At 30.4% G+C, this 23,914-nt stretch carries 30 protein-coding genes; 29 read left to right on the plus strand and 1 reads right to left on the minus strand.

Annotated features, from left to right (window positions below; genetic code table 11):
* Positions 1-21 precede the first annotated feature (21 nt).
* The 25 genes from BLS77_RS01715 (at position 22) to BLS77_RS01835 (ending at position 19,456) form a co-directional block, all read left to right on the plus strand.
* A complete protein-coding gene (locus tag BLS77_RS01715) occupies positions 22-906 on the plus strand; it encodes a phage capsid protein (protein WP_242873913.1) in 885 nt (294 codons plus the stop codon).
* A gap of 57 nt (positions 907-963) precedes the next feature.
* Positions 964-1,272, plus strand: coding sequence for a phage head-tail connector protein (locus tag BLS77_RS01720; protein ID WP_089965182.1), 309 nt, complete (start codon positions 964-966; stop codon positions 1,270-1,272).
* Positions 1,273-1,294: 22 nt separating this feature from the next.
* Positions 1,295-1,591 carry a hypothetical protein gene (locus tag BLS77_RS01725; protein WP_089966494.1) on the plus strand — a complete coding sequence of 99 codons (297 nt, stop codon included), beginning with the start codon at positions 1,295-1,297 and terminating at the stop codon, positions 1,589-1,591.
* The gene (locus BLS77_RS01730) at positions 1,584-1,997 is read left to right on the plus strand and encodes an HK97 gp10 family phage protein (RefSeq protein ID WP_089965184.1); all 414 of its coding nucleotides are present in this window, start codon (positions 1,584-1,586) and stop codon (positions 1,995-1,997) included. Before BLS77_RS01725 ends, BLS77_RS01730 begins: the two co-directional genes overlap by 8 nt.
* On the plus strand, positions 1,998-2,360 hold the full coding sequence (locus BLS77_RS01735) for a hypothetical protein (RefSeq protein WP_089965186.1): 363 nt from the start codon (positions 1,998-2,000) through the stop codon (positions 2,358-2,360).
* Positions 2,351-2,920, plus strand: coding sequence for a hypothetical protein (locus BLS77_RS01740; RefSeq protein ID WP_089965187.1), 570 nt, complete (start codon positions 2,351-2,353; stop codon positions 2,918-2,920). Before BLS77_RS01735 ends, BLS77_RS01740 begins: the two co-directional genes overlap by 10 nt.
* Positions 2,921-3,018: 98 nt before the next feature.
* Entirely contained in the window at positions 3,019-3,318 is a 300-nt protein-coding gene (locus BLS77_RS01745; RefSeq protein ID WP_089965189.1) for a hypothetical protein, read from the plus strand.
* Between the two features lie 125 nt (positions 3,319-3,443).
* Complete coding sequence (locus tag BLS77_RS20195; protein ID WP_207720392.1) at positions 3,444-3,629, plus strand: hypothetical protein; 186 nt, start codon at positions 3,444-3,446, stop codon at positions 3,627-3,629.
* Complete coding sequence (locus BLS77_RS01755; protein WP_089965192.1) at positions 3,630-6,371, plus strand: phage tail tape measure protein; 2,742 nt, start codon at positions 3,630-3,632, stop codon at positions 6,369-6,371. It abuts the gene before it with no gap.
* 9 nt (positions 6,372-6,380) lie between these two features.
* Entirely contained in the window at positions 6,381-7,250 is an 870-nt protein-coding gene (locus BLS77_RS01760) for a phage distal tail protein (protein ID WP_089965194.1), read from the plus strand.
* A gap of 15 nt (positions 7,251-7,265) precedes the next feature.
* The gene (locus BLS77_RS01765) at positions 7,266-7,892 is read left to right on the plus strand and encodes a hypothetical protein (RefSeq protein ID WP_089965196.1); all 627 of its coding nucleotides are present in this window, start codon (positions 7,266-7,268) and stop codon (positions 7,890-7,892) included.
* Complete coding sequence (locus tag BLS77_RS01770) at positions 7,874-9,973, plus strand: Gp37-like protein (protein ID WP_089965198.1); 2,100 nt, start codon at positions 7,874-7,876, stop codon at positions 9,971-9,973. The genes BLS77_RS01765 and BLS77_RS01770 overlap by 19 nt, the downstream gene beginning before the upstream one ends.
* 16 nt (positions 9,974-9,989) lie before the next feature.
* Complete coding sequence (locus BLS77_RS01775; protein WP_089965200.1) at positions 9,990-10,478, plus strand: hypothetical protein; 489 nt, start codon at positions 9,990-9,992, stop codon at positions 10,476-10,478.
* An 18-nt stretch (positions 10,479-10,496) separates the two neighbouring features.
* Positions 10,497-10,727: a hypothetical protein gene (locus BLS77_RS01780; RefSeq protein ID WP_089965202.1), complete on the plus strand. Its 231-nt coding sequence runs from the start codon at positions 10,497-10,499 to the stop codon at positions 10,725-10,727.
* A 52-nt stretch (positions 10,728-10,779) separates the two neighbouring features.
* A complete protein-coding gene (locus tag BLS77_RS20480) occupies positions 10,780-10,902 on the plus strand; it encodes a hypothetical protein (protein ID WP_278336632.1) in 123 nt (40 codons plus the stop codon).
* A 23-nt stretch (positions 10,903-10,925) separates the two neighbouring features.
* Complete coding sequence (locus tag BLS77_RS01785) at positions 10,926-12,137, plus strand: acyltransferase family protein (protein ID WP_175490738.1); 1,212 nt, start codon at positions 10,926-10,928, stop codon at positions 12,135-12,137.
* Positions 12,138-12,241: 104 nt separating this feature from the next.
* Positions 12,242-12,625 (plus strand): phage holin family protein, encoded by a 384-nt coding sequence (locus BLS77_RS01790; protein ID WP_089965205.1) that lies wholly within the window; start codon positions 12,242-12,244, stop codon positions 12,623-12,625.
* A gap of 65 nt (positions 12,626-12,690) precedes the next feature.
* Positions 12,691-13,485: an N-acetylmuramoyl-L-alanine amidase gene (locus BLS77_RS01795; RefSeq protein WP_089965207.1), complete on the plus strand. Its 795-nt coding sequence runs from the start codon at positions 12,691-12,693 to the stop codon at positions 13,483-13,485.
* 143 nt (positions 13,486-13,628) lie between these two features.
* On the plus strand, positions 13,629-14,429 hold the full coding sequence (locus tag BLS77_RS01800; RefSeq protein WP_089965209.1) for a hypothetical protein: 801 nt from the start codon (positions 13,629-13,631) through the stop codon (positions 14,427-14,429).
* Positions 14,430-14,837: 408 nt separating this feature from the next.
* Positions 14,838-15,107, plus strand: a complete 270-nt coding sequence (locus BLS77_RS01805) for a DUF1292 domain-containing protein (RefSeq protein ID WP_089965211.1) — start codon at positions 14,838-14,840, stop codon at positions 15,105-15,107.
* 13 nt (positions 15,108-15,120) lie between these two features.
* Positions 15,121-15,516 carry a hypothetical protein gene (locus BLS77_RS01810; RefSeq protein ID WP_089965213.1) on the plus strand — a complete coding sequence of 132 codons (396 nt, stop codon included), beginning with the start codon at positions 15,121-15,123 and terminating at the stop codon, positions 15,514-15,516.
* A gap of 972 nt (positions 15,517-16,488) precedes the next feature.
* A complete protein-coding gene (locus tag BLS77_RS01820) occupies positions 16,489-16,698 on the plus strand; it encodes a DUF896 domain-containing protein (RefSeq protein ID WP_089965217.1) in 210 nt (69 codons plus the stop codon).
* A gap of 26 nt (positions 16,699-16,724) precedes the next feature.
* The gene (gene hprK, locus BLS77_RS01825) at positions 16,725-17,636 is read left to right on the plus strand and encodes an HPr(Ser) kinase/phosphatase (RefSeq protein WP_089965219.1); all 912 of its coding nucleotides are present in this window, start codon (positions 16,725-16,727) and stop codon (positions 17,634-17,636) included.
* 45 nt (positions 17,637-17,681) lie between these two features.
* Positions 17,682-19,067, plus strand: coding sequence for an aminopeptidase (locus tag BLS77_RS01830; protein ID WP_089965221.1), 1,386 nt, complete (start codon positions 17,682-17,684; stop codon positions 19,065-19,067).
* Between the two features lie 149 nt (positions 19,068-19,216).
* Positions 19,217-19,456 carry a phage holin family protein gene (locus tag BLS77_RS01835; protein WP_089965222.1) on the plus strand — a complete coding sequence of 80 codons (240 nt, stop codon included), beginning with the start codon at positions 19,217-19,219 and terminating at the stop codon, positions 19,454-19,456.
* Positions 19,457-19,575: 119 nt separating this feature from the next.
* Here BLS77_RS01835 and BLS77_RS01840 read toward each other — a convergent pair whose 3' ends face one another.
* Complete coding sequence (locus BLS77_RS01840) at positions 19,576-20,412, minus strand: PHP domain-containing protein (protein ID WP_089965224.1); 837 nt, start codon at positions 20,410-20,412, stop codon at positions 19,576-19,578.
* A gap of 152 nt (positions 20,413-20,564) precedes the next feature.
* Between BLS77_RS01840 and BLS77_RS01845 the strand changes: the two genes are divergently transcribed.
* From BLS77_RS01845 to folE, 4 genes are all read left to right on the plus strand, one after another.
* Entirely contained in the window at positions 20,565-21,149 is a 585-nt protein-coding gene (locus tag BLS77_RS01845; protein WP_089965226.1) for an anthranilate synthase component II, read from the plus strand.
* A gap of 52 nt (positions 21,150-21,201) precedes the next feature.
* Positions 21,202-22,542, plus strand: coding sequence for an aminodeoxychorismate synthase component I (pabB, locus tag BLS77_RS01850; protein WP_089965227.1), 1,341 nt, complete (start codon positions 21,202-21,204; stop codon positions 22,540-22,542).
* Positions 22,542-23,282, plus strand: coding sequence for an aminotransferase class IV (locus BLS77_RS01855; RefSeq protein ID WP_089965229.1), 741 nt, complete (start codon positions 22,542-22,544; stop codon positions 23,280-23,282). The genes pabB and BLS77_RS01855 overlap by 1 nt, the downstream gene beginning before the upstream one ends.
* A 73-nt stretch (positions 23,283-23,355) precedes the next feature.
* Positions 23,356-23,910 (plus strand): GTP cyclohydrolase I FolE, encoded by a 555-nt coding sequence (folE, locus tag BLS77_RS01860; protein ID WP_089965230.1) that lies wholly within the window; start codon positions 23,356-23,358, stop codon positions 23,908-23,910.
* The last annotated feature ends 4 nt before the right edge of the window (positions 23,911-23,914 follow it).

The raw sequence follows: 23,914 nt of genomic DNA on the forward strand, positions 1-23,914 counted from the left end.
TGATGAAAGAAGGAATGTAAAATGACAGTAGCAAATTTTAAGAAAACATTATGGGAAGGTGCTTTACTTGCAAACTTCCACTCAGTATCAATTGCAGATGCAATATCAACTAAACCAGCTAAGATTGATGGAAATAAAATAATATTCAATAGAGTTGGATCAGGATCAGTGAAAGATTATATAGGAACAGTTTCATGGGATGAAATTGACACAACTCCAGTGGAAATGACTTTTGATAAAGAGAAGTATTTTGCATTTAGTTTACATGATGTTGATAGAGTTCAATTAGCAGGAGATGTAATGGCAGCAACTACAGAAGAACATTCAGCAGTTTTAGCAGAAACATATGATAGAGATGTATTATTAACATTAGCAACAGGGGTTAAATCAGTGAATGTATTAGGTTCTAAATCAAATAAATTTAAAGTTTCATCAACTAATGTTTATGACTATATTGTCGACCTTGGAACAATTTTAGGGAAGAATAAGACACCTAAGACAGATAGATTTGTAACAGTAGATTCAGCGATACTAGGATTGTTAGCAAAAGATAGAAGATTTACATCGAATCCTAATGTATTAGTAAATGGTATAGTTGAAGGTCAAGTAATAAATGGTATGCAAGTAATATCTACTGAAGAGAAACCAGTAGATCAAATCATCGCACATCATAAGTCGGCTATAGGCGCTGCAAAACAATTAGATGAAATGGAAGCAATGAGACTTCAAAGTTCTTTTGCAGATGGTATTAGAGGATTATGTAAGTATGGTGCTAAAGTATTAAGAGAAGATGCTATTGCAGTATTACATCATACAGTAGTAGCTACAGGAGATATTGCACCAACAAGAGTAGAAGTAACTAATACTGTAACAACTAAACCAGAACCAGTAGTTGTTACACCTTAAATAGTATAGTAAGAAAGGTGCTCACAATGAGCACTTTTTATATTAGGATGTGATTGTGTGAAAAATATTATATTAGAATCAGTAAGATTAAGACCAGGCTTAAATGAAATGGATGAAAAATTATTATTAGATCTAATAGAAGATGCAATTATAGAAGTTCAAGATTATACAAACACTGAAGAGGGTTCAATACCACCAAAGGGATGTATTAGTATAATAAAAGATATAGTTGTTATTAAAGCTAATAAATTAGGGTCAGAAGCTTTATCAAGTGAAAGTTATAGTGGTGTTAGTCAAAGTTTTCTAGATGATCTACCTAAAGATATTTTAAGAAAGTTAAAAAGGTTTAGAAAATTACCGAGGTGATAGTGTGGGTATAAATTCTGAAATGAAAAAAGTTAAATTACAAGTTAAATATATTGAAGAAAGTCCAAGTGGAGCAGAGAGAAATGAGTGGAAAGATGTTAAAGAAATATTAGTTGCTATATATAAAACTAATGATACTTTAAACACTCAAAGTATTAGATATAATGCTAGTAGTCATACAGGGCTTACATTTAGCAAAGATATTAAGGAAGGTATAAATAGGTTAGTTGAAAATAATGTTGTATATGAGGTTACTAGTGCTAATCCTAAGGGGAGATTAAACTCTTTATTACTAAAGGTGGTTGATACAAATGTCTAATAATCAAGACTTTGTAAGAAGTATAGAAAAGGCAACTCTTAAGATTATACAAGATGTAGCAAGAAATATGAATAAGGCTTGTTTAGTTGTTGAGCGAGATGCAAAAATTGGGTGTCCAATAGATCAAGGGCCACTTAGAGCGAGTATTACGCATAATGTTGACATAACAGCTAATCAAATAGTAGGGACTGTATTTAGTAGTTCTGAAATAGCCCCTTATGTGCACCAAGGGACTGGAATATATGCTATTGGTGGTAATGGTAGAAAGACACCATGGAAATATGAAGTAAAGGTTGGTAAGTATAAAGGGTGGCACATAACAGAAGGGCAAAAACCTCAACCTTTTTTAGATAAAGCAAAATTAAAAAACAAAGATAAAATATCCAGGATATTGGCAGGTGTTTAGATGTTAGAAATAGCAATTAAAAATATATTGAAAGAAATAACAGGCTTAAAGGTTACACCTGTATTTGGTATAGGAAAGCCACCATATATAACATACTCAATAACACCTATCAACGGTGGGGTAATTAAAGAAAGCCAAGTTGAAGTTAAAATTATAGATTATGATTTTGACAATGCTTTAGATCTAAGAGAAAAGATATTAAAAAAATTAGATATGAAAAATAAAGAACCTTCAATAGTGGACCACAACATAGTATTAAGAAGTGGTTTAGCTGGTGGAGGTTCTTTGTATAATGATTCAATTCAGATGTGGGAAGTGTCCTGCATCTTTATTACTAAATGGAGGGATAAAGAATGTCATTAAAAGATGAAATACTTTTAGGTGCTGGAGAAGTATATATGTATGAATTTTCAGCGGAGGCTATACCAGAACATGCTGAGGTTGAAAAAGAAGACCATAACGTTGGGCATTGCTCAGGTGGATTCTCTATTGATTATAAGCCAGAAAAATATGAGGTTAAAAATCAATATGGAAATACAGTTAAGAGTTTTATAACAAAAGAAGAAATAACAACTAAGACTGGTATTTTAAGTTGGGATTTAGAAAGGTTAGCTTTATTATCTACAGCGAAAATTAAAGAAGATACTGAAAAGAAAGTTAGAAAACTTACTTTTGGTGGTGGAGGACCTTTAAAAACTGTTCTTATAAGATTTGTACACACTAAAGAAAGTGGTAAAAAAATAAGATTCACAATGATTGGGCAAGGTGGAAATGGATTTGCTTTAGAATTTGCTGATAAGGAAGTTACAGTAGATGCAGAAATAACAGCTATTGAATATATCAAAAACTTTTTAGCAGAGTTTGAAGAGGAATTAGAAGACGAGGTTAAAGCACCAGTAGAAGTCGCTAAAGCAGTAATATAATTAAAAGTACAATAAGTTGAAAGCTTTAAAACTGCAGAAAAGGAAATAAAAGAGAGCGTGATTAGCACTCTCTCTTTAAATTTAAGGAGGAATTCATGATGATAGATTTAGATAAATATTTAAAACAAAGTGTAGATATAAAAATTAATGGTGAAATAGTAGAGGTATTGCAACCAACTGCAAGGTTAACTAAAGAAATATCAAAACTTGAGCAAAAGGTTACAGAAGAAAATTATTTAGATACAAGGGGTAAAACAGCTCATATTATACTGAATAATAATGCATCTAATAGGATATTTACGATGGAAGAAGTAGATGAAATTCCATTCAAACTACAAGATATAATAATTAAAGAAATAACTAGCCTTGTATATAAGGCTGATAATGACCCAAACTAAAAATCCCTATACCGGATGGAGATATAGGGAGAGCAATAGCCAATAAATATATTACATCGGAAAAATGGGAAGAGGCTTATGTATCATGTACAAGTGAAATAAGAAGAATTTCCATTTATACAGGTATGAATTTTAATGATGTTTTAAACCTTCCATATTCTTTATATTTACTATACAGAAAAGAGAGTTGGGTAGATAGTTGGAATAGGACTGAAGAGGGGCGGGAGTTCCTTAAAACTCTATGGAGATTAAATCAAACTAAAGCAGATCTAAAAGCTATTAGAGAACATCAAAATAAGGGGGTGAAATAATTGGGGTTAAGCGGTATTGCATTAGCTCCTTTAATGGTTGATATAAAGGCAGATGTAGCAGGGTTTAAAAACGATATGTCTAAAGCATCAACTGCTGGTGTTGTAGAAGCTAAAAAGATTAGTAAAGAACTTGCTAATGTAACTAAAGTTGGAGAAAATCTATCTAAAGTTGGAGGGAACCTTACAAAGTTTGTATCAGTACCTATCGCTGGGCTAGGATTAGCGGTGGGCAAAATGGCAGTAGATTTTGAAAGTGACTTTGCTAAAGTTTCAACCTTGTTGGATAGTAGTAAAGGGGATTTTAATACTTATAAGAAAGATATATTAAAAGCAAGTAGTGACAGTAAAGTAGCAGTCGGTGAATTTAGTGATGCTGTATACGAATCTATATCAGCGGGTGTGGATCAATCTAGAGCTGTAGGATTTACTACAGAGGCTATGAAACTTGCTAAAGGTGGGTTTACCACAGGTGCTAAAGCAGTAGATGTTATGACTACTGCAATAAATGGATATAAACTTAAAACAGAGGATGCTACAAGAATAGCAGATTTATTAACCACTACTCAAAACTTAGGAAAAACTACAGTAGATGAATTAGCATCTAGTATGGGTTCGGTTATTCCAATTGCTAGTGCTGCTAATTATGGTATAGAAGAACTAAGCGCAGCTTATGCACTTATGACTAAGAATGGTATAGCTACAAGTGAAGCTGGGACTTATGTGAAATCTATGCTAGGAGAATTAACCACAGCTGGTAGTAAATCAGATAAAGTTTTAAGAGACTTATCAGGAAAGGGATTTGCAGATTTAAAGAAAGAAGGTACCTCTACAACAGAGATATTAGCTAAGTTAACAAAACATGCAGAAGAGAATGGGATGTCTTTGAAAGATATGTTTGGTAGTACAGAAGCTGGTAGTGCTGCAATGGTACTTGCTAGTGGGGCAGGGGCTGAATATGATGAGATGCTAAAGGCTATGGGTATAAGTGCAGGTGCAACACAAGCTGCATTTGAGAAGATTGATGCATCACCAGCAGAACAAATGAAGGGTGCTATAAATAAAATGAAAAATGCTGGAATAGAGCTAGGAATAGCGTTGGTACCAGCATTCACTAAAATAGCAGAGGTAATAAGTGGACTTGCAGAAAAGTTTAGTGGATTATCTTCAGAGCAACAAGAAAACATGCTTAAGTGGGGTGCAATAGCACTTGTAGTAGGACCAGTATTGAAAATGGTTGGTGGAGGAATACAAACTTTTGCAAGTTTTAAATCTATTTTAGGTGGAACAACAAAAGCTTTAGGGTTATTTGAAACAGGCACAGCAGTAGCGGGTGCAGCAACAACTACACTTACAACAACTGCAGGTGCAGCAGCAGGAGCAACAGGGATTGGTGGATTGTTAGTGGAACTTGGAGGTATGGCAGTTGTGGCGGCACCTTTTGTTGCGGGGGCAGTGGTAATTGGTGCGGCTGCATATGGAATTCATAAAACAATGTCTGAGGATGTTATTCCAACAGTGGATCTATTTGCAGATAAAGTAGAGTATACAACTGCTATTGTGGGTAATGGTTATTCCTCTATGGCAACAACAACTCAAGTAGAAACAACTAAAATAAGCGAAGCAACTCAAACGGCTGTACAAGCTTATGTAGATATGGATGATAATGTTACTAAAGCTTTATATAGTCAAAAAATTAACCAAGAAGTGGTAACAACCGAAATGGCAACGAGTATGATAGGTCAATTTAATGCTATGGGTGAAACGATAAAGACTTCCCAAGCAACTAAGTTTACTGAAATGAATACGGATTTAACTAACTTTTTTGTGGAAAATAGTAGTTTAACTGAAATAAGAGAAGCACAGGTTTTAGCAAAAACACAAGAAAGTCACAATGCGCAACAAGCAACAGTTGATGCCTCTATGAAAAGAATAACTGAAATATATACTACAGCTAAAAATGAGAATAGGCAGTTAAAAGAAAGTGAGCTAACTGAAATTGGATCATTACAAGAACAAATGAAAAATAATGCAGTAAGCACATTGAGTCAAACCGAACAGGAAGCCGCAGTAATAAAACAAAGAATGAAAGATTATCAAGGTAGATTAAGTGCAGAAATGGCATCAGAGATGATAACAAAAGCAAATGAGGCAAGAGATGGTGAAATCAGTGCAGCTAATGAGAAATATGATGGCATTGTAAAACAAGCTTCAAGATTAAAAGAAGCAGGATATATTACTGACACTGAATATGATGACATGATAACAAAGGCTAAGGAGACTAAGGAAGAACAAATAACTAAAGCTGGTGAAGCTTGTGAGGGTGTTAGAAAAGAGATTGAAAATGCAACCCCAGGTATATCAAGGGAAGTAGACCTTCAAACAGGAGAAATAAAAAATGGGTATGACAGAGCTTGGGATTCTATAAAGGGATTTTTCGACTGGTTATTTACTAGTAATGCAGAAGCCTCTAGTAATGCAGAGAAGGTGGGGACAGAAGCAGGGAATGGATATGATGGATATCATTATAATGGTTTGAATTATGTTCCGTTTGATGGGTATGTAGCAAGATTGCATAAAGGGGAAAGAGTTCTAACTGCTAATGAGAATAAAGAGGTTAACCAAGGAAGTGGTATTGAAAGTAGTGATGTAAATGTAATTAATAATTTTTATGGAAAGGTAGAAAGTCCATATGAGGTTGCTAAAGCTAGCAAAAAAGCTATGAAAGATTTAAGATTTGCATAGGGGGACTATATGATAATAGATATTATAAATAAAAGAACTAATAAGCAAGTTACATTAGAATCCTATGTATATGAAAGTGGAGTTCTAATAACTAGTTTTTCCCAGGGGAATATACCTGCTACATTTAATAAAGTTAAAGGGGTGAATCAATATGGTTCATCTCTTTTATCATCATCACTAGAAGAAAGAAATATTGAGATACAAGCTATTATCCTTGGGAATGATAGAATGGAAGTTCAATCGTTACAAAGAAATATAGATGATGTATTAAATCCATTGGATGAATTGATTATTAAGTGTACAGATAAAAGTATAAATAAAGAGATAACCGGTAATTTAGATGGGACTCCTATTTATTCTGAAGACTACAAAACTAATAATGATTATAGTCTTTCATTTAAGGCTTCATTCGAGTGTTTCAATCCATTTTGGAGAGATCAGAACGAAACGGCTTATAATATTGAAACTTGGGAAGATGGTGTTGAATTTGAATTAGAGCTTAATTCTTTAGGTATAGAGTTTGCTAGAAGAGGGATAAATGAAATAGAAATTATTAATTATGGAAATATAGAAGCACCACTTGAAATTTTCTTTAAAGGGCCAGCATTAAATCCTACTATTATATTAAAGGATAAGTTTATAAAGATTAATAAGATAATTGCGGATAATGAAACTCTTTATATTAGAACAGCTTTTGGAAATAAAGCAGTAGAAGTTATAAGAGAAGATGGTAGATACCAAGCTTATCATTATATAGATGTAGATAGCAGTTTCTTTGATTTAGATGCAGGAAGAAACTTAATAAGCTATTCAACAGAAGGCGATTATCTACCACAAAGTGTCGTGATTAAATATAAATGCCATTATTTTGGATTATAAAAAGGGAGTGCAGTTATGTCAGAGTTTGGAGGCTTTTTTAATAGCGTAAATGGAGATAGGAAATATAAATCAGAGGATTTTGCAAATTATTTTAAAACATTTATAGGAAATGGGATTAATCCATCTAAAGATTCGTTAAGAGTTATAAAGAAGAGTAATAATCAAGTAGGTATTATGGTAGGAAGTGCTTGCATTAATGGTTATTTATATTTAAATTCAACAGAACTTACAAAGTCTATATCTATTAATGTAACAAGGATAGACAGAGTAGTAATTGGATTAGATATAATTAACAGAACTTTAAGTGTATATGTACTTCAAGGAACGGTATCGGCTCCACCGGTTTTAACTAGAAATAATTCTAAGTATGAATTATCGTTAGCTAAGATAAAAATACAAGGTTCAACTGTAAATATTGAAGATGAGAGAGGTCAAAAAGAAATATGTGGATACATGGATTTCTTAGGGAAAGATGATCTGCAAAATATGTGGGATTTATTTAATTCACAGTGGGCAGAGTACAAGGAATTATGGCAGGATTGGTTTGTAAATATGCAAGGGAAAAGTATTAGAGGAATTTATATACAAAATACGAGACCGGCAGGTAGTAAGGTGGGAGATATATGGATAGAAGTACCTTAAAGATATTAAATAGTGATTTTACATTTTTAGGAGATATAGAAGATTATATCTCTTTTTATTTTGTAAGAAACTTCTTTCAAGCAAAGGAATTTCAACTTGTTGCTCCTATAAAGTACACATATCTTCTAAGTGAAGGCAATTATATTTATTTGAGTAAATATAAATCTATGATAATAGAAGAAATAGAAATTAATGAAGAAAAGGGGCAGATAATAGCAAAAGGTAGAGATATAAAAAGCATATTAGAAAGAAGAGTAACAGTTCCACCTATAGGACTTTCTTATGATGAATTTAAAGGCTCAGCAGAAGAGGTTATAAAGCACTATATACAGGTTAATTGTATAACCCCAGTAGATAAGAATAGAAAAATATCGAATTTAGTAATAGCTCCTAATAAAAATAGAGGTAGAAATGTAAAATGGCAAAGTAGATACAAAAACCTAATTTCAGAAATTGAGGGTATATCAAAAAATGCTGGATTAGGTTGGTTTGTATATTTAGATCAGAAGGAAAAGAAATTTATATTTGATGTTGAAGTTGGGATAAATAGAACTGAAAGTCAAGATGTGAATTCTAGAATTATATTTTCAAGTAACTTCGATAATGTGTCTAAAGCTATTCATAAAAGTAGTTCATTACTATATAAAAATATAGGGTATGTAGGCGGACGTGGAGAAGGTGTTGAACGAGAAATAATAGAAGTAAGAAAAAAGGATGCAAGTGAATTAGATAGAAGAGAGATATTTATAGATGCTAGAGATATAGCAGAAAGTGATAAGTTAGAGGATAGAGGGTTAACTAAGCTAAGTGAGTTAGATTATGTTTTCAATACAGAATCTACAGTTTTAAATAATAATTTAGTATATGAAAAGGATTGGAATTTAGGAGATTTAGTGACTATAAAAAATAACTTTGGAGTTAATAATTTAAGAGTAACGGAAGTTCGGGAAATATATGAAAGCAAGTTAACTATAGAAGTTGTTGTAGGAACTATAGAAGGGTCTGTATTAGAACAAATTAACAGCGATGTTTCGGGTTTATCAAACGAGAATAATACAGTGCAAAAGATATGGAAACCTACTATTTCCTCTAATGGAGAGATAAGCTGGGAAATTAATAATTCTTTACAAAATCCAAGTATTCAAAATATAAAAGGACCAAAAGGTGATATAGGAGCAACGGGATCTCAAGGGTTACAAGGATTAAGAGGAGAAATAGGGTTAACAGGAGTTCAAGGTTCAAAAGGGGACACCGGATTAAAAGGAGCAACTGGAGAAAAGGGAGTTCAAGGAAATCAGGGAATAAAAGGTGTCAATGGCGATAAAGGAGATGTAGGAGCACAAGGGATTCAAGGAGCAGTAGGAAGTACACAAAGTTATATTGTTTTTCATCAACATTTTATAGCTATGGCTGGGCAGACATTGTTTGAATGGAATGATGGATATACTTATCCTCTCAATGTTAATGCTATAGCCATCTATCTAAATGGAGTTAGATTGTCAAATAGAATTATAAATCAATTTAGAGGAAATGGAATTCAGTTTAAAACTCCTTTAACCTTAGGCGATAAAGTTTTTATTGAGGCATTTCAGATGGTTGTAGATTTACAAGGACCTAAGGGAGATATTGGCGCAAATGGAATACCAGGATTAGTTGGTCAACAAGGAATCAAGGGCGATAAAGGGGATATTGGTATTGTCGGGGATCGAGGTATTCAAGGAGCTAAAGGAGATAAGGGAGATATAGGATTAACCGGAACACCAGGTTTAAAAGGTGAGAAAGGAGATAAGGGAGCAACTGGACAGCAAGGTTTAAAAGGAGATACTGGTACTCAGGGACTTAAAGGGGATATCGGAGTTATAGGCGTAACTGGACCACAAGGCTTTAAAGGAGACACTGGAGCAAAAGGGGCAAGTGGGGCAAATGGATTACAAGGGCCTAAAGGTGATACTGGAGTTCAAGGAATAGCAGGAAAAGATGGAGCTGCAGGAATAGCAGGAAAAGATGGTACACAGATAATAACCTCAGCGAGTAGACCTATTGGACAATTAGTGGGTAGGATATGGGTTAAATTAATTTAAAAAAGGAGTGATTAGTATGGCAATTAAAAATGCTATATATCAAGTAGATAATGGCGCAGATTTTGATGAAATACATTTTAAGACAAAAGCCGAGCAGGTATTTTGTAAAGATGGAAAAACAGTTGAAGAATCACTTAGAAGAACTAGACAGGTAAAGGTTATACTTGTTAGTCGAAGTACAAATATAAATGGACTTCAAATTGTAGAATTAGGATTTAGGCCTAAATTTATAAGGATATTAGCTCAGTTGGCAGGAACAAATTTAAAAAATTATACTAGCGATGGGAGCTATGATGGTAAGGATAGTTTATGCTTATTTAAATATGGGAGTGATGCAATCGCACCTACATTTTCTAAAAATCAAATAATTTGTTTGCACAGTGGAAACACCTATAATTTTGCAACTATTTCAAGTGTAAGTGAAACAGGTTTCTCTTTAGAGTGGACAGGTACTGGAACATTGCCTGGTGGAGTAGAAATACAAATGAAAGTAGAAGCTTTTTAAAAAAATGGAGGTTAAAAAATGAAGTATTGTGTAGTTAAAAATACAACTACTATAGTAGATGGTTCTGAAAATAGCGAAAAGGTTATGTATGAAAATGCTGAAAATGCAGGATATGATAATAAAAAAGTTGAAATATTAACTCAAGAAGAGTATGAAACGAGACTAATTAAAATAAAAATACCAATTTCTAGTCCGAGTATAGAGGAAAGAATTGTAGCATTAGAAAACTTATTAATGAAGGTTTTATAAAATGTATAATTTAAAAAAATATGTGGATTATGCGAAAAGAAGATGAGGTTATTTGAAAGGTATAGTTAATAAAAAGCAAATAACACAAGAAGAATTTGAAAGTATAATAGGGTCAGAACAAGTAACTGGATTATTATTGACCGATAATATCAGACATGCTACAATAAAAATGTAATTTTTTTTGGAGGGGGTGTTGAATTGAAAGGTAAAATACGTTATTTTGACGGACTTAGAGGATTAGCTGCATTAGTAGTAGTGATTCAGCATTATATATTAGCATTTTATCCAGCAATATTTTCTAGAAGTGATGAATTAAGACATACTGGGTATGCTTTAGAAACAACTTTAGCAAGTACTCCTTTTAATATATTTTTCAATGGAAACTTCGCAGTATGTATATTTTTTGTTTTGAGTGGATACGTTTTAACAAATAAATTTTTTGTCACAAAGGATTCGGAATACATTACGGCTGGAGCGTGTAAGAGGTATATAAGGTTAATGATTCCAGTTTTGGTTATAGTGTCTATTGCTTATGTTTTTATGAAATTATCTATTTTTAATAATATTGAAGTTTCAAAAATAACACTATCATCAAATTGGTTAGCTACAACTTATGACTTTGAACCAAGCCTAATGGGTATGTTAAAACAAGGAACATATGGAGTTTTTGTAGCATCAGATTTTTCATATAATACAAGTTTGTGGACTATGGGATATGAATTTTTAGGATCGTTTTTGGTGTTTAGCTTAGCAAGTATATTTGGTAAATCTAAAAAAAGGTATATTTTTTATACTATAATCGCAATATACTTCGCGAAAACTTATTACCTTGCATTTATATTAGGTATGATGTTAAGTGATTGTTATAATAGCAATTATGAAATTATGAGGAAGTTAAAGGGACGGGCTACTTGTAGTATATGCTTAGTATTAGGATTGTTTTTAGGATCATATCCGTTAGTACCAACAGATAATACAATTTATAAATATATCAGTATAGAAACTTTTAATCCAGGTGTTTTTTATCGTACATTAGGAGCAGTTTTATTAATGATAGCAATTATGAATTCAAAATTATTGATTTCATTTTTTTCTAGTAAGGTATTGAATTATTTAGGAGAGATATCATTCTCAATGTATCTAATTCACCTAATTATAATATGCTCTTTCTCAGGAACTTTATTTACTAGTGCATTACCGTATTTTGGATATAACAAAGCGTTTATTTTAACATTTGTACTATCTATGATATTAATATTTATAATATCATACTATTATTGTAAGTATATAGATGATACAGCGGTAAAAATATCATCATATGTATATAAAAAAATGTTTTCAAATACTTCAAGTGTGAATGTAATAAATGATAAAGAGATAAATAAGGAAATAGCAATTGACTCAAAGTGAGAATTGGATTAAAAGATAAAAATTATTAAATATAAAAGTAGAGAGAGCAGAGAAATCTGTTCTCTTTTTATGTTGAAAAATAATAAAGAAAGAAGGTATTAAAAATGGAAATGGAATTTTTATTAAAATTAAAAGAACAAATAACACTGGAAACTATCTATTATATATTCACAATTCTTGTGGCTACAGACATAATTACTGGAGTAATTAAGGCTTGGAAAAAAGGTGGCTTTAAGAGTAGATCACTACGGGATGGTATGTTTGGAAGTTTAGCAGAATTAATCTTATTAATTCTTTGCATATTAGCATCTAAACTAGTACCAATAACTAGTTTTATAGTATTTGTGGTACTTTTAGTAATGATATTTAAAGAGCTCTCTAGCATAGTAGAAAACTTAGTAGAGTGCGGGGCTAAATTACCAACATGGCTTACAAAGGGGTTAAAGGTATATACAGATAAATTAGATAATTTAGATATTAAAGAATAGTTAATCTAGGAGCAGTAGAAATACTGTTCTTTTATTTTTTTAAAAAATATGAGGAGGAAAATATTATGATAATAGCAAACAGACAAGGGCATACAAAAGCAAGTCCTGGAGCAAGTGATGTGCTAAATGAAATAATAGAAAATGAACCTTTATTAAAAGAAGTTAATAGGTTATTAATAGAAAAAGGACACAAAATAGTTTCTTGCTATCCTGGTGATGGGATAGGGGGGGAAGAATGGAATATAGGAGTAGCTAAGGCTAATAGTAGTGGTGCATATTTATTCTTTAGTATCCATTTCAACTCTACTAGAGGTGCATATGGCTGTGAAATACTAACATCATCTATGGATAGGACTATTTTACCTTATGCAAACAAAATACTTTCTAATTTGCAAAGTTTAGGTTTTACAAATAGGGGTATAAAGATTAGGGATGATTTGGCTGAAACGGTCGGAATTGATTTTCCTACCATGATCATAGAGGTGTGCTTCATCCACGAAAAGGATGCAGAAATTTATAAAAGAGTTGGAATGAATAGAGTTGCAAGAGCAATAGCAAATGGTATAGATAATTCAATTTCATTAACAGAAAATAATACAAAAATAGAGGAGGAAATTAAAGTGGAAAATATAGTAGTATTCGGAAATGACATAGACAAAAGAGGTGCAGAGTATTTAGCAGATAAATTACAATGTGCTACAATTTCAAAAAATACACCTTATGACTTTTCAAGAATAAAAAATGTATATTGCATAGGCGGAAAGCAAGGAGAATTTACAGGATATTGTACTAAATTCATAAGTGGGGCAAGTAGATACGATACTTGCCAAGCTGTATTAAATTTCATTAAAACAATATAATTCAAGGGCTAGAAAGTAGAGAGAAATCTTTATTTTCTAGCCTTTTTTGTTTTATATGGAATTAACTATCGGTTAAGTCTTCTACTTTTTTGAGTTATATAGTAATATAATGGTACAAGGTAAAAAAAGGGAGGGGTAAAAACATGAATTTATTTTTGGCGAGAGTAGTATTTGTAGTATTTGCAATTTTATTAATAGTGAGTTTTATTTCTATATTTAATAAGAAATTTAGAAATAAAAAGATTTATATAGCTTTACCAATACTATTATTAACACTAATAGTAGCTTATAATATTGATACAAGAATTCCGAATAAAGAATTAAAGGTTGAGTATTCTTCAATTGGTGAATTATTTAAAGATAAAGGGGATTCAATGAAGAGTTGGGTACCAGAAGATTGCAAAGGATTAGTTAAATTATATAGTGAGGGACAAGTATTAAATCCATATGATAGCACTAATTTTGTAGGTGATTATGAAAGTTTTAGCGATGAGTGCAAGGATATAGTTAAAGATGTATATGCATCGGAAAAGAAAAAGCAAGATGAAAGAATTGAAAAATACAAAGAAGAGGAACTTAAAAAGACAGAAGAATTTAATGCACAATATCCTAATGTTACATATGTAGATGTGAAGGATGTTAATCAAGCAATAGAGAAGGCTAAGAATTTAGTAACTTCACAAATTAATAATAATATTCAAATAAAAGATAATTTTAAAATAATAGATGCATCATATAACAAGATGACAATAGAGGTTTTTGACACAGAGTTTACAAATGGTGCTGCTGTTGCAGTTCAAAATATTATATTTACTGCATATCAAGATGCAGGGTTATCAAGAGATAGTAGTTCTCCTAAAGAAATAACTGCAATAATAAAATGCGGAGAAGGAATTAGGGAAGCAAGTTGGGAATTGGGTAAAGCACCAGTAAGAAAAGAATAGGTAGGTTGGGAATGCAATTATACTAATATAAATAAGGTACTATTAAATATAGTAAAAAATGCTAATAAGTAAAAAATACTTATTAGCATTTTTAATTTTAGAAAGTTCTAAAGATGAGCATATTGAATAAAAATATAATATAGAAATAAAAAAAGGAAAATGTAATAGTCTACTGTGCAAATGTGTATAGACAAACTATACTAAAAATAGTTTTTAAAGGCACAAAAAAGGCACAAAAAAATATAATATAGAGTTATAATAAGTATTGTGAAAAATACTTGAATCTTACTAACATCACATGAATAGATAATTAAGACTGATATAGTTATTTTAAGTTGAAACGAAGATAATAATAAAGTATAATTACAATAAAATATTTTAAAGAGGTTTAAAGAGGAGATAATTATTATGGATGAAACAAATGTAGAAATAGAAGAAGAAAGAGTTATAAGAACATTCTTAGATGAAGATGGAAATAAGGTGCAATTTGAAGCAATAGCTGAAATATATTTAGAAAAGCAGGGATATCTTTTATTAGCACCAATGAATGATGAAGAATCAGAAGATGTTTTTGTTTTTAGAATGGATGAAATAGATGGAAAAGAAGAACTAAATATTGTAGAAGATGATAAAGAATTTATAGCTGTAAAAAAAGAATATAAAAAATTATTATATTAAGGGGTGTAAAAATATGAAAAGTACAGAAATATTAAGCATATTAGAAAAAAATGGTTTATCAGAAATTGAAGAATTAAAAAATGAAGAGGATCATGTATTAGTAAAGTTCTATTTTGATTTTGATAATGTAGTTTTAAATGCGGCAAAAGCCTATTCAAATGAAGAAAGTGATTATGAATTTGAAAGTAAAGAATGGTTCTCGGAGTATTTTATACCATATCTTTATGATTATGCAAACGATGAAGTATTAGAAATAGTAGAAGAAATAGTAGAAGAAATAGATATTGAAGGGGAACTTATGGCATTCCAAATAGATAATAAAAATTCTAATTTTGTTCAATTTATGGCATTATTTACAGAAAGAGAGAATACGTTAACAATAGAGGAAGCGGTAAAGGATTTCATTTAATATATATAGTTAAGTTTTGAATTAAAAAATATACTTGAAATATTAATAATATATGCTATAATAAAGTCATACTAAATCCTAGGATGTGCGCTAAGCTTGAGATGTTCAACCTACATTAATTATTCGGGATTTGCGATAGCTTTTAAATATGCCGGGCTTCAGAAATTCGCTTTTTAGCGGCAGAAGATGGCAGACGTAAAGTGAGCTTAACCCACCTGCGAGACGCAGGTATGAATATCTAAGCCACCGGCATTTCGGGAATAGCATATGCATTTAGCACCTCATTTTATATGGGGTGTTTTTTTATATTTTTGAATATAAAAAATAACCTAGGATAAAATAAAACCTTGCAAGTTTTAAATTTCATAAGTTATTTTTAATTATAAACAATTTATTAAATATTAAAATATATCTAAGCAATTTTTTTCAACCTTTTTAAGTCTTTGGATATAGTTAGGCAATTAGGGGTTGATTCATTTTTAATATGGTTAATGTAAAGTATTTTTTGACGTGTATAAACTAGCCTGTCTAAGTTTTGTGAAAGATAAAGTATAAGTCTATTTCGTGGAGAAAAAAATTTTAAAAGAAAATTTAAAAGCTTTTTTCTTATTATTATATCTTTTTCAAGAGAACGGTTAATCATTAATATCACCTCTTTAAATATTACAAAATATTATTGTTTGTAACATAATTATATCAAATAGGATAAAAATGTAAAACAAAACCGTTTTACAAATAGCTACAAAAAAATGCAAATAGTTACAAATGGTATCCTGTAAATAAAAAATAAATAAAAAAGTCCTTGTCGATAAAAAACTAACTTACCACAAATGTTAAATAAAATGGAATTTAAGTAACAAAATGTAAAAAATATAAAATGTCGAATTTTTATAAGTTGATATTAAAGTAAATAGAAGGTAAAATATATACATAGATAATAAATAAACAAAAGGAAAAAAAGGAGAAAATGATATGGATTACAAAGATACTAAAATAGATGATATAATAAAGATGATAAATGAGTTATATAAGAAGTCAAAAGAAGAAGGGTTAAGTGAAGAAGAAAAAGTAGAACAAGAAAACCTAAGAAGAGTATATATAGATAATATTAAGTCGAATTTTAAAGTTCAATTAGATGGAGTTAAGCCAAATAATCCGGTTAAACCATCTTTAAAAAAATAAAACTAATAATTAAAGGGTGATGATGAATGTCAGTTACAGTAGAAAAACTAATAAAAGACTTTGATCTAGAAGTTTTGGGATCAGGAGAAAAAGATAGTATGGTATCAGTAAATGATATTAATAGACCCGGGTTACAATTAGCAGGTTTTTACAACTATTTTTCTCCAGAAAGAATACAAGTTATAGGTAAGGCTGAGTGGAGCTTTTTAGATGATATGCAAATAGAACTAAGAAAAAAAAGAATTAATAAATATTTTAGCTTTAATTTAAAGTGTTTAATAATTACAAGAGGGTTAGAACCCCACGAGGAAGTTATGAAAGCAGCTAAAAAAAATAAAATATGGATATTAAGAAGTAAGCTTGTAACAACTAAATTTATGAGCAAACTTACAATATATCTTGCAGATAAGCTTGCACCAGAAACAAGGTTACACGGAGTATTAGTTGATGTTTATGGAATTGGAATTTTAATAACTGGTGAAAGTGGTATAGGTAAAAGTGAAACGGCTTTAGAACTTATAAAAAGAGGCCATAGACTTATAACGGATGATGCAGTAGATATTAGAGAAATTGATGGGGACTTAATAGGAACATCACCTAAGATAACTATAGGGATGTTAGAGGTTAGAGGAATAGGTATTATAGATGTATCATCGTTGTATGGGTTAAGTTCAATATTGCAATCAAAGGGTGTTACACTAATAATGCATTTTGAGCACTGGAAAGATGATGGAGATTATGATAGATTAGGGCTTGATAAAGAATATCAAGAAATACTAGGTGTTAAAGTTAGAAGATTAAGAATTCCAGTAAGACCAGGTAGGAATATAGCTGTGATAATAGAAGCGGCCGCAGTAAATTACAGATATTCATTAATGTCTGAAGTTACTCCTGTAGATATTATAGAAAGTAGAATGGGAAAACCTGATGAGGAATAAACTAACAAAATGACTAAATAATATTTAAATGTAGGAGGGTTAAATATGAGTGATAAAGATAAGAATGCTTGGTTAAAGTATGATAAGAGTGGAATAGAAGAAATATTTGATTTCTGTAATGGTTATAAAGAGTATACATCAGTATGTAAAACAGAAAGGGAATCAGTATTAACTGCTATAGATATGATTGAAGCTATGGGATATAGGGATTTAGATGAAATAATAGAAAATAGTGAAACTTTAAAACCAGGAGATAAAGTGTACTCAAATAATAAAGATAAAACATTAGTAGCATTTTTAATCGGGAAAAATCCTATTAAAGATGGTATGAGAATAATAGGATCACATGTAGATTCACCAAGATTGGATTTAAAGCAAAATCCATTATATGAAGATGGAGAACTAGCTTTAATGGAAACTCACTATTATGGTGGAATTAAAAAATATCAATGGGTTGCAACTCCTTTATCATTACACGGAGTTGTTATTAAGAAAGATGGAACTAAAATTGATGTTGTAATTGGTGAAGATGATAATGATCCTGTAATTGGAGTTTCAGACCTTTTAGTCCATTTAGCTGGAGAGCAACTACAAAAGAAAGCAAATGAAGTTATTGCAGGGGAAGATTTAAACATATTAGTTGGAAACATACCTGCTGTAGGTGAAGAAAAGGATGCTGTTAAAAAGAACATATTAAATCTTTTAAAAGAAAAGTATGATTTTGAAGAAGCAGATTTTATGTCAGCAGAAATAGAAGTAGTGCCAGCTGGTAAATCAAGAGATTATGGATTAGATAAGAGCATGATTATGGCTTATGGTCAAGATGATAGAGTTTGTGCTTACACATCTATAATGGCATTACTAGAATTAGACCAAGTAGAATATACTTCAGCAGTTTTACTAGTGGATAAAGAAGAAGTAGGAAGCCAAGGGGCAACTGGAATGCATTCAAGATTCTTTGAAAATATAGTAGCTGAACTTATGGATAGAGCAGGGGAATACTCTGAGCTTAATTTAAGACGTGGACTATCAAATTCAAAAATGTTATCAGCGGATGTATCAGTAGCTTATGATCCTAATTATCCAAATGTTTCAGAAAAAAGAAATACAGCATACTTTGGGAGAGGACTGGTATTTAGTAAATATACTGGGTCAAGAGGTAAAAGTGGTTGTAATGATGCCAATCCGGAATTTATGGCATGGCTTAGAGATGTAATGGATAGTGAGAATGTATCTTATCAAACTGCAGAACTTGGAAAAGTAGATCAAGGTGGTGGCGGTACTATAGCTTATATTTTAGCTCAGTACAATATGGAAGTTATAGATTGTGGAGTAGCACTTCATAATATGCATGCACCATGGGAAGTTGCAAGTAAAGTTGATATTTATGAAACAATGAAAGGCTACAGAGCCTTCTTAAAAGCAGAATAAAGTTTTAATAAAGGACATTTAAATGAATAGTAAGTCAGTAGGGTATTATATTTATTTAAATGTAGCTAATACAAAAAGACCCTTCTTTTTCACAGGATTTACATTGTATGAATATAATGTAGTATAAATGAAAAAAGGAGGGTCTTTTTATGAAGAGTTTTGACTGGTCAAGATTTAAAAATTATGGTCTGTGGGTTTCGATTATAGCCTTAATACCACTTTTATTAAATGCATGTGGAGTAGAGGTAGTAGCAGAGCAGTACCAATTAATAACAAACACTATTTTATCAACATTAGTAGCACTTGGGGTTGTAAGTAATCCAACAACATCTACAAAATGGTTTAATGATGATAAAAAAGAAGCGCAATTACCTGAAGAAAATAAATAGTTAAAATATTAGCCTGTAGCGCATTGCTACAGGCTTTAGATATTTTTAAAATACCTTCAGTATTTCTGATTTGTTATTTTGAAAATACTCTTGTATTATTTTTTTTGAATATGACTTAATTATTTAATACTAGTAACCCAATTAAGTAGTTCATCAATGGGAATAATAGGATTAATATATATTTCACCTATTACAGAATGTTTTGGATCATTTAAAACACCATGGCAATCAGAACCACAAGAAGTAAAAAGTTTCTTTGTTTTTACTATTTCTAAAAGATTATTTGTTTGTTCTTCAGTATTTTGGGCATAAAGTGCTTCAATACCATCAAAATCAAATTTTAACATTTCTTCAAGCGGAGTCTTCTTAATATATATAGGATGAGCTAAAAATGCAAAAGCATTAAATCTTTTAAGAATTTCAATTCCTTCTTCAGTCGACATTTTTGTGGAAGCTACATAAGCCCTGCAATCATTTCCTATAATATTATTAAATATGTAAGTTGTATCATAAGGGTAGCCAGCATAAATTATAGCTTTAGCTATGTGAGGTCTAGTAATTGTATCTGTACCTCCAGCTAGAACCTTGTTAATATCTAGAGTTATTTTAAAATATTTTTCTAGTTTTTCAACAATTTTATAGGCACGTTCAATTCTATGTTGCTTAATTTTATCAAGAATTTCTAATAACTCTGGGTTTTTATAATCATCACCTTTAAAAAAACCAAGAATATGAATAGATTCTCCATTGTGCTCAGTAGATAATTCGATTCCAGGAATTAATGTTATGCCAAGTTTTTTTGCCTCTTCGGAAGCTTCGAAAATCCCAGATACAGTATCGTGATCTGTTAGAGCGAGATATTTGACTCCATTTTCAAATCCTTGCTTAACTACATCCTTTGGTGAAAACTTCCCGTCAGAGCTTGTTGAATGGGTATGTAAGTCGTATATACTCATAATTAATAACACTCCTTTAAACTTATAGTTTTTTAAGACTAAAAGCTATGATATAATTTAAACATTATATTTATTTTAACATAAAAGATAAAATGTTTAAAATACTAATGGAGCTAAAAATATAGAAAGTTACTGAGGCTAGGGGGGATACTATGTTATTAATGATAGATAATTATGATTCATTTGTATTTAACTTGGTAAGATACATTGAGGAATTAGGCGAGGAAGTTTTGATATATAGAAATGATAAAATAACAATTGAGGAAATAGAAAAACTTGAAATAGATGGAATAATTATTTCGCCAGGACCAAAATCGCCAAATGAAGCTGGATTAAGTTTAGAAATAATAAATAGATTTAAAGGAAAGATACCAATATTAGGAATTTGTCTTGGACATCAGTGTATAGGACAATATTTCAAAGGGGAAATAGTAAGGGGGATAGAGCCTGTACATGGAAAGATAAGTTATGTAAGTCATAATAATAAGGGGATATTTGAAAATGTTAAAAATCCACTTAGAGTTACAAGATACCATTCTTTAATAGTTAAGAATGAAGATATTCCAAAAGAAATTGAAATTACTTGTAAAACAGAAAATGGTGTAATTATGGGGATTAAACATAAAGAGTATGAGATTTATGGGGTTCAGTTTCATCCTGAAGCAGAGATGACAGAAGAGGGCCATAAAATTTTAAATAATTTTATTCAAATAACTAAGAAAGATTCAAAAAAATAACTAGTCTGATTCTTTCAGTGACCTAAAAACTTTAAGAAAGGAAAACTGTAATATGAATTTCACTATAAAAGAAATAAATACAAGGTTAAATCCACTAGAGGTTTATAATATATTTAAAGAAGAAAAAGATACTATATTTTTAGATAGTTCAAAAGAAGATAAAAGGTTATCAAAATATTCATTTATAGGGGTAAACCCATTTTTGAAATTTTATTCTATGGGAAATAAAAGTTATATAAATAATGAAGCGGTTAATGGAGATCCTTTTAAAGTTTTAGAAGAACTTATAAAAAAATATAAGATTGAAATAGAAAGTGAATTACCCTTAGTGTCAGGTTGCATGGGGTATATAGGTTATGATACTGGCAGAATTCTAGAAAATTTACCGAATATATCAGGGGAAGATTTTCAAATTCCAGATATGAAATTTGTTTTTTATAATAACATTATTATATTTGATATTATTAATAATAAAGTTTTTATAACTGATTTAGGAATAGAAAATATTAGAATTAAAGAAATAGAAGGTAGAATTTTGGATGGAATTAATCTTATAGAAGAAGAAGTGAAAATTAGCAATAATAAATTCTACTCAAACTTCACAAAGGAAGAATATAAAAAGGCAGTTAAAGACTTAAAAGATTATATAGTTAATGGTGATGTTTATATTGCAAATATGACACAAAGATTTTATTGTAATAATAATGAGGATTCTTTTGAAATTTATAAAAAACTAAGAACTATAAATAAAGCACCTTTTTCAGCATTTATGAATTTTGAAGATTTTCAAATTATAAGTTCTTCTCCAGAAAGATTTATACAAGTAAAGGAAGGCTATGTAAGTACAAGACCAATAAAGGGAACAAGACCTAGAGGGCATAATGAAGAAACTGATAATAAGAATAAAGAAGAACTTTTAAATAGTGAAAAAGATAAAGCAGAACTTTTAATGATTGTAGATTTAGAAAGAAATGATTTAAGCAAAGTTTGCAATCCACATTCTGTAAAAGTTACTGAAATCTTTGCTCTAGAAGAATATGCAACAGTATTTCATCTAGTTTCAACAATAGAAGGAATATTAAAGAGAGATGTATCAACAGTTAAGTGCATTAAAGAATGTTTCCCAGGAGGCTCAATAACTGGTACACCTAAAATAAGAGCTATGGAAATAATAGAAGATCTTGAAATGCTTAAAAGAAATATTTATACAGGCTCAATTGGATATTTTGATTTTAGAGGAAATGCAGATTTTAATATAGTTATTAGAACAATAGTTAAAAAGGATAATAGGGCATACTTTGGAGTTGGAGGAGGAATAACCTATGATTCCATTGAAGAAGATGAGTATAATGAAACACTAGACAAGGCTAAAGCATTAATGAGGGTGTTATAATGAGAAATATATATTTCAATGAAGAAAATATAACTTTAGATGAAGGATTACTTTTTGGAAGAGGTGCCTTTGAGACTATTTTAGTTAAAGAAGAACCTATACTTTTTTCGCAGCATATTAAAAGACTTAATAATGCTATTGAAGTTTTGAAAATTGGAGAGAAAATAGAAGAAAAGGAATTGTTAAATAAAATAAAAGAGTATGAAATAAAAGATAAAGCAGTTAAAATTTTAGTAACACAAAGAAATATAATAATATTAGAAAGAGAAATTAATTATAAATGTGAGGATTATAAAAAAGGGTTTAAACTAAAATTGTCTAAAGTAATAAGAAATTCTACTTCATCACTAACTTATATTAAATCAATTAATTATATAGAAAATTTAATGGAAAACCAAAAAGCAAAAGAAGAAGGGTATAATGAAGTTATATTCTTAAACGAAAAAGGATTTGTAACAGAAGGTAGCACATCTAATATATTTATTATTAAAAAAGGAATTATATATACGCCTAAAGTAGAATGTGGACTTTTAAATGGAATTTTAAGAAGTTTTATTATAAATAATTTTATTGTAATAGAAAAAGAAATAACGCTAAAAGAATTGCTTGAAAGTGATGAAATATTTATTACTAATAGTTTAGTTGGAATAATGAAGGTAACTTCAATTAAAGAGAATAGTTACATAGAAAATAATATAACTAAAAAAATTATATCAAAATATAAAGAGTATATAGGGTAGATTTAATAAAATAACTAATCAAATTACGGGATGTTTTATTGAAAATTACTAGAAGAAAACGGAGGATGTAAAAATGGTAGATAAAGAAAAGATTAGACAAGGGGCAAAGTTAATATTAGAAGCAATAGGTGAAGATGTAAACAGAGAAGGGTTACTTGAAACACCAGATAGAATGGCAAGAATGTATGAAGAAATATTTTCAGGAATTGGACAAACGGCAGAAGAGGTTTTATCAAAAACTTTTGAAGTCGAAAATAATGATTTAGTTATAGAAAAAGATATAACGTTTTTCTCTATGTGTGAGCATCATTTAGTGCCTTTTTACGGGAAAGCACATATAGCATATATTCCAAATGGTAGAGTTGCAGGGCTTTCGAAGCTAGCTAGATGTGTTGAAATTTACGGGAAGAAGCCACAACTTCAAGAAAGATTAACAACTGAAATTGCAGATGCTGTTATGAAGTATTTAGATGCAGAAGGTGTTATGGTTATTATTGAAGCAGAGCATATGTGTATGACAATGAGAGGTGTTAAAAAGCCAGGAACAAAAACTGTAACAACTACATATAAAGGTGTGTTTAAAGAAAATGCAGATCTAAGACGTGAAGTAATTTCTTTAATTAAATAGGTGA

The organism is Clostridium gasigenes (assembly GCF_900104115.1).
Lineage (GTDB): Bacteria > Bacillota > Clostridia > Clostridiales > Clostridiaceae > Clostridium > Clostridium gasigenes.